The 6,198-nt window shown below is 43.6% G+C and carries 5 protein-coding genes; 2 read left to right on the forward strand and 3 right to left on the reverse strand.

What is annotated here, in order from left to right; translation table 11 throughout:
* A partial coding sequence (locus JWR61_RS16135; protein ID WP_367881808.1) for a S9 family peptidase occupies window positions 1-2,055 on the forward strand: 2,055 nt, incomplete at its 5' end.
* Between the two features lie 203 nt (window positions 2,056-2,258).
* Here JWR61_RS16135 and JWR61_RS28285 read toward each other — a convergent pair.
* Together JWR61_RS28285 and JWR61_RS16140 are read right to left on the reverse strand one after the other, a co-directional pair.
* Window positions 2,259-2,486, reverse strand: a complete 228-nt coding sequence (locus JWR61_RS28285; protein ID WP_367881809.1) for a type II toxin-antitoxin system RelE/ParE family toxin — start codon at window positions 2,484-2,486, stop codon at window positions 2,259-2,261.
* Between the two features lie 61 nt (window positions 2,487-2,547).
* Window positions 2,548-2,778, reverse strand: coding sequence for a hypothetical protein (locus JWR61_RS16140; RefSeq protein WP_301928781.1), 231 nt, complete (start codon window positions 2,776-2,778; stop codon window positions 2,548-2,550).
* A 197-nt stretch (window positions 2,779-2,975) separates the two neighbouring features.
* Here JWR61_RS16140 and JWR61_RS16145 point away from each other — a divergent pair, with 197 nt between their 5' ends.
* Entirely contained in the window at window positions 2,976-5,735 is a 2,760-nt protein-coding gene (locus JWR61_RS16145; protein WP_301928782.1) for a DUF1553 domain-containing protein, read from the forward strand.
* 58 nt (window positions 5,736-5,793) lie between these two features.
* Here JWR61_RS16145 and JWR61_RS16150 read toward each other — a convergent pair.
* Window positions 5,794-6,198, reverse strand: a 405-nt coding sequence (locus JWR61_RS16150) for a hypothetical protein (RefSeq protein ID WP_301928783.1), incomplete at its 5' end; no start/stop codon positions are given.

Here is a 6,198-nt window from a genome sequence, read left to right on the forward strand (position 1 = left end):
GCACCACCAGTATGCGAAATAAAGCCTAAAGAATTAATTGCCCATGGCGATACAAGAACAGACAATTATTACTGGCTGAATGACTTTTTTAAGAAAGGCCCGGATAGTACCAAAGTAGTTGACTACCTGGCGGCAGAAAATAGATATTACGACACCATGATGTCGGGCACAAAGGCATTGCAGGAAAAATTATATGCAGAAATGAAAGCCCGTATAAAAGAAAAGGACGAGTCGGTGCCCTTTTTTAAGCAAGGCTATTTTTATTACAGCAGGCAGGTAGAAGGCAAAGATTATTTTGTGTATTGCAGAAAAAAAGGAACACTGGATGCGGCTGAAGAAGTGCTGCTGGATGTGAATGCGATGGCGGAAGGACACAACTATTTTTCAGCCACCGGTTTTGCCATCAGCCCTGATAACAATTTGCTGGCTTATGGTATTGATATGCTGTCAAGAAGGGAATACACCATCTACATAAAAAACCTGAAGACGGGCCAAATTTATAAAGACGCCATTACCGATACAGAAGCCGACCCTGTTTGGGCCAATGATAACAAGACCATTTTTTACACTGCAAAAAATCCAGTCACATTATTATCTGAAAAAATAAAAAAACATGAGCTTGGAACCGACGCGATGCAGGATAAAATCGTGTACGAAGAAAAAGATCCCAGCAATTATATTGGCGTAAGCAAAACCAAATCAGACAAGTACATTTTAATCACTTCACAGGCAACATTATCGTCAGAAATAAAATGGATAAATGCCGATAAACCGGGTGATGCATTTGCGGTTTTTCAGCCACGCATAAAAGAAGTGTTGTACGATGTGGATCATGCCAATAACCAGTTCTACATCCGCACCAACCTGCATGCAAAAAACTTTAAAATAGTCACCTGCCCCGAAGATAAAAAAGACACCAGCAACTGGAAAGATATGGTACCGCACAGCGACAGCATCCTGGTGCAGAATTTTGAGCTGTTTAAAAATTTTATGGCGGTGTCTGAAAGAATCAATGGACTCACGCAACTCCATATCATCAGCCTGAAAGACAATGCCAGTCATTATCTCGCCTTTGATGAACCTGCTTATACTGCTGGCATTGGCACCAATGCAGATTACAATACGGATGTGCTGCGGTTCAATTATACTTCCCTCACAACACCCACTTCCGTGTACGATTATAACATGGTTTCAAAAGAAAAAAAGCTGATGAAACAACAGGAAGTGCTGGGCGATTTCAAAGTGGGTGATTACACAACAGAACGAGCTTTTGCAACAGCTAAAGATGGAACAAAAATCCCTGTTTCTATTGTGTATAAAAAGGGATTTAGTAAAGATGGCAATGCGCCTGTGCTTTTGTACGCTTATGGTAGTTATGGCGCCAGTACTGATGCCGCTTTTAACAGTATCCGTTTAAGTCTGCTCAACCGCGGTTTTGCTTTTGCCATTGCGCATATCCGTGGTGGCCAGGAGATGGGCCGTTACTGGTACGAAGATGGAAAAATGATGAAAAAGAAAAACACCTTCACCGATTTTATTGACTGCGCCCAATGGCTGCTGAACAATAAATATACCAGCACTAAACACCTGTATATTAACGGTGGCAGTGCCGGCGGATTGCTGATGGGCGCCGTAGTAAACATGCGCCCCGATCTTTGGAACGGCGTAATTGCAGCCGTGCCTTTTGTTGATGTGGTGACCACTATGAGCGACCCATCCATACCGCTTACCACCAATGAATACGATGAATGGGGCAACCCCGCCAACAAAGAAAGTTACGACTACATGAAGAGCTATTCGCCCTACGACAATGTAGAAAAGAAAGCCTATCCGAATATGCTTGTAACAACCGGCCTGCACGATAGCCAGGTACAGTATTTTGAACCTGCTAAATGGGTAGCCAAATTAAGAGCCATGAAGACAGACAGCAATAAATTGTTTCTGTACACCAACATGGACGCAGGTCACGGCGGCGCTTCCGGAAGGTTTAAACCATTGAAAGATAAGGCAAGAGAGTACGCGTTTTTTCTTGTGCTGGAAGGTATTACTGAATAACAGGTTAGCTCAAAAATATAAAGCCGAAGTTTAGACGCTTCGGCTTTTGTATTATCTTTTAAGTTGTTGTTTTTGTCCGGGCTAAGAAGCAATGTGGTAAATTCTTGCGTCGCCCTCTTGTACATTATACCCATTTGGTTCATTGGTCTTCTAATTGAAGTCAATGATGATGTTGGCAATTCTTAATGCATCAGGAGACAGAGTTAATAATTTTTTGGTTCCATGCTTGTATGCCGAACCCTTACAATGATAATTTCTTTTTCTGTAATCCTATACGCAATTCTATACCGGTATAGTTCATATGCTCTAAAACTGCCATCATTATTATTTTTATACTTATCAGGTGCATGCATTTCAGGATGCGTGGCTAGCTTCCTGGTAGATAATAAAATTTCTTCTTTTATTTTGACCGCATTCTGATATGAATCCAATAAAATATAATCCTAGACTTTTTCAATTGCCTTTGTGTAGCCAAAGGCCATCGAATTTGCCTTACCATTTAGCCGCTTGTTTTTCCATCTCTTCCTGGGTAATATAATTGCCTGCTTCTGCCTGTTCCAATGCTTCTTCTATTTCTTTGTTATATTGTTCAATACTTATATGGTCAGCAGTATTTGAGCGGCCGGCTAAAAAAGTTTTTAACATCAACAGCACTGATTTCTTTTCCGCTTCATTAAGTTGAGTAAAGTAGTACTGCAGATTCTCGTCTAATAAACTTGCCATAATATTCTTTTGTACAATTTACTTTTTTTCTGTCCCCAATGGAAAGCATTTATTCGATTGTCAGGGCTAAAACTAATGTACTTAAATGTTCCTTTTTCTGCTTATCTCTACATTATAGATAACGCTTTTGTATTTAAACCAGATGAGGCTTATTCGGCCAATTATCGTTAATTTTAATAAGCAAAAACGAAAATTCAATGCCTGCCTTTCTCTCTAAAAAAATCACCGTTGTAGCTGTCTTGTTCCTCGTGGCAGGCAGTAGTTTTTTGTATATCACCAAAAAACCGCCGGTTGATTTTACAACAGAGGTAAAACCCATTATCAATAAAAATTGCATCACCTGCCATGGCGGCGTAAAACAAAAGGGCGGTTTTAGCCTGCTCTTCCGCGATGAAGCGCTGGCCAATACTAAGTCTGGTAAACCAGCCATCATCCCCGGCGATGCCGGCAGCAGCGAGATGATCCGGAGGCTGTCGCTAAAAGATCCGGAAGAACGGATGCCTTACAAACACGATCATTTATCAGCAGCAGAGATAGAGATACTTACCCGCTGGATAAATGAAGGCGCCCACTGGGGCGAACACTGGGCTTATGCACCTGTTAAAGAAACACCTGTTCCGCAGCCAACAACCTTCTTTGGTTTATTTAAAACCAGCAGCAAATGGGCGAGCAATGAAGTAGACAATTTTATTGAAGCCAAATGGAAAGCAGCGGGCGTAGCTGCTTCGCTGCAGGCCAATAAACAAACCCTGCTGCGTCGTGCCGCACTTGATATCATCGGCATGCCTGCGCCAGAAAATATTGCCCGACAATTCCTGAATGACAGCAGCGATAAAGCATATCCAAACCTGGTTGATTCTTTACTGGCATCGCCGCATTATGGTGAAAAATGGGCCGCACTCTGGATGGACCTTGCCCGCTATGCAGACACGAAAGGCTACGAACGGGACGATACCAGGAACATCTGGCATTACCGCGACTGGCTCATCAACGCCTTTAACCATGACATGCCGTATGATAGTTTTCTTACCAAACAAATAGCCGGCGATTTATTACCTGGTGCCACCGATGAAGACTTCATTGCAACAGCTTTTCAGCGCAACACAATGACCAATGATGAAGGCGGTACAGACAATGAAGAGTTCAGAACGGCAGCCGTAATGGACCGGGTGAACACCACCTGGCAAGCCACCATGGGAACAACTTTCGCCTGCGTACAATGTCATAGTCATCCCTACGATCCCTTTAAACATGAGGACTATTACAAGTTCCTGGCTTTTTATAATGATAGCCGCGATGAAGATACACAGGCGGATTATCCATTGCTACGTCATTATAATGACAGCCTGCAAAAAGAGTTGCTTGCAGTAACCAACTGGCTGCAAAGCAATGCTTCACCTGCCAAAGCAAAGGAAGCCTATGTATTTTTAAAAACATGGGAACCCGCTTACAACAGTCTTACCTGCGATAGTTTTACCAATAGCGAATTGTCAGATACCAAATGGCTGGCCTTGCGCAACAAGGCGCTGTGCCGGCTAAAAAATGTGGACCTTACCAACCGCACACAATTGATTTTCAGGTACCAGGGTTATGCGGCAGGCGGTACCTGGCAAATACATATTGATGAGCCAATCGGTCCTGTTATTGCAAATGTTCCACTGAAGCAAACAAAAAATGGCTGGACAATTAACGAGACCAACATCATTCCACAAACTGGTTTTCATAATTTATATTTTACCTACATCAATCCTTTGCTTAAAAAACCGGAAGCTACCGGTGCGTTATTCGACTGGTTTTATTTTACAAACGAACTCGCTTCCGCCAGCAAGCCGGGTTATGACAGTGTTGAAAAAAAATACTGGCGTCTGCTGAATGCCGATGTGCCCACTACGCCGGTAATGATGGATAACCCCGCCAATATGCACCGCACGTCTTATGTATTTGAACGAGGCAACTGGCTGGTTAAAGGTGCGGCCGTGCAGCCGGATATTCCGAAATCGTTGGGCAAGCTACCAGCCAATGCACCGGCAAACAGGCTGGGCATGGCGCAATGGTTAACGTCAGACCAAAATCCACTCACTGCACGAACAATGGTCAACCGGGTATGGGAACAATTGTTTGGCACCGGCCTCGTGGAAACGCTGGAGGATATGGGCTCACAGGGCACAACACCTACGCACCAGGAACTGCTGGACTGGCTAAGCTATCGATTTATGCATGGTGATCAATGGAGCGTAAAAAAGTTAATCAAAACAATTGTACTCAGCAGTACATACCGGCAGGATTCAAAAATAACGGTGGAGCAATTACAGAAAGATCCGTTGGATAAATTCTACGCACGCTATCCAAGGGTTCGCTTATCAGCAGAGCAAATCAGGGACCAGGCACTTTGCGTCAGCGGCGTGATCAGCAATAAAATGTTTGGCCCCAGTGTTTTTCCTTACCAGCCAAAAGGCATCTGGCTTTCGCCCTGGAATGGTGCGGAATGGGTGCAAAGTAAAAATGAAGACCAGTATCGCAGGGCCTTGTATACCTACTGGAAAAGGTCTGCAGCGTATCCCTCCATGTTAACATTCGATGGTGTTTCCCGTGAAGTATGTACCGTGCGCCGCATCCGTACTAACACGCCGTTGCAGGCGCTCACCGCTTTGAATGATTCAGCTTATATTGACCTGGCCCGGCATTTTGCATACCGAATGCAAACCCTTGCCGGCAGCGAGGTAGCAAAACAAATTAAGACCGGTTTTAAACTCGCTACTCATCATGAAATAGACGCAGGCAGTTTGCAGGCATTAACGAATTTGTATAAAAAAGGGTATGATCAATTTAAAAATAACGCCGATAATACCTGCGAAATAGTGGGTGGCATCAACGAACATACCAACCCCGAAACCGCTGCACTGACTGTTGTAGCCAATGCAATATTGAACCTGGATGAAGTGGTGACAAAGAATTGAGTGCTTATCCGAATTTAAATTATTCCTTTTTCTCAGGTTAAGTCATATACCAGCTGGCTCATCTATTAAACGGTTTATAAGACATCCAGTCCACCTCCAGTTCGTAAGGTTGATTTGGTTTTTCTATTGAGTTAGGATTGGTTTGAACCGGCCAGTTATTCGTGTGCCAGAAGTTCATCCTGTAATGGCTATGATTTTGCGGTATTCCGGTTTTTGATCCCTGGTAATCCCAAAGTATAATTTTTTCATTGGTCACAGGGTGTAATATCCACCAGCGCAGGCGGTCCGGGTACCAGTCAAAACCGTAGGTATAAAATTTTAAAGAAGCATTGTAACCGGGTATCGCTGCGATGGATGCCGGCTGACTTGGCATACCAGACAAAGGCTCGCTTGCGCCATTATAATTTTCTTTATACTCCGTGGTGTAGATGATTCCCTTAGCCAGGTTGATGGTGCGACCGAT

Origin of the sequence: Ferruginibacter sp. (assembly GCF_028288465.1) — a bacterium.
Lineage (GTDB): Bacteria > Bacteroidota > Bacteroidia > Chitinophagales > Chitinophagaceae > Ferruginibacter.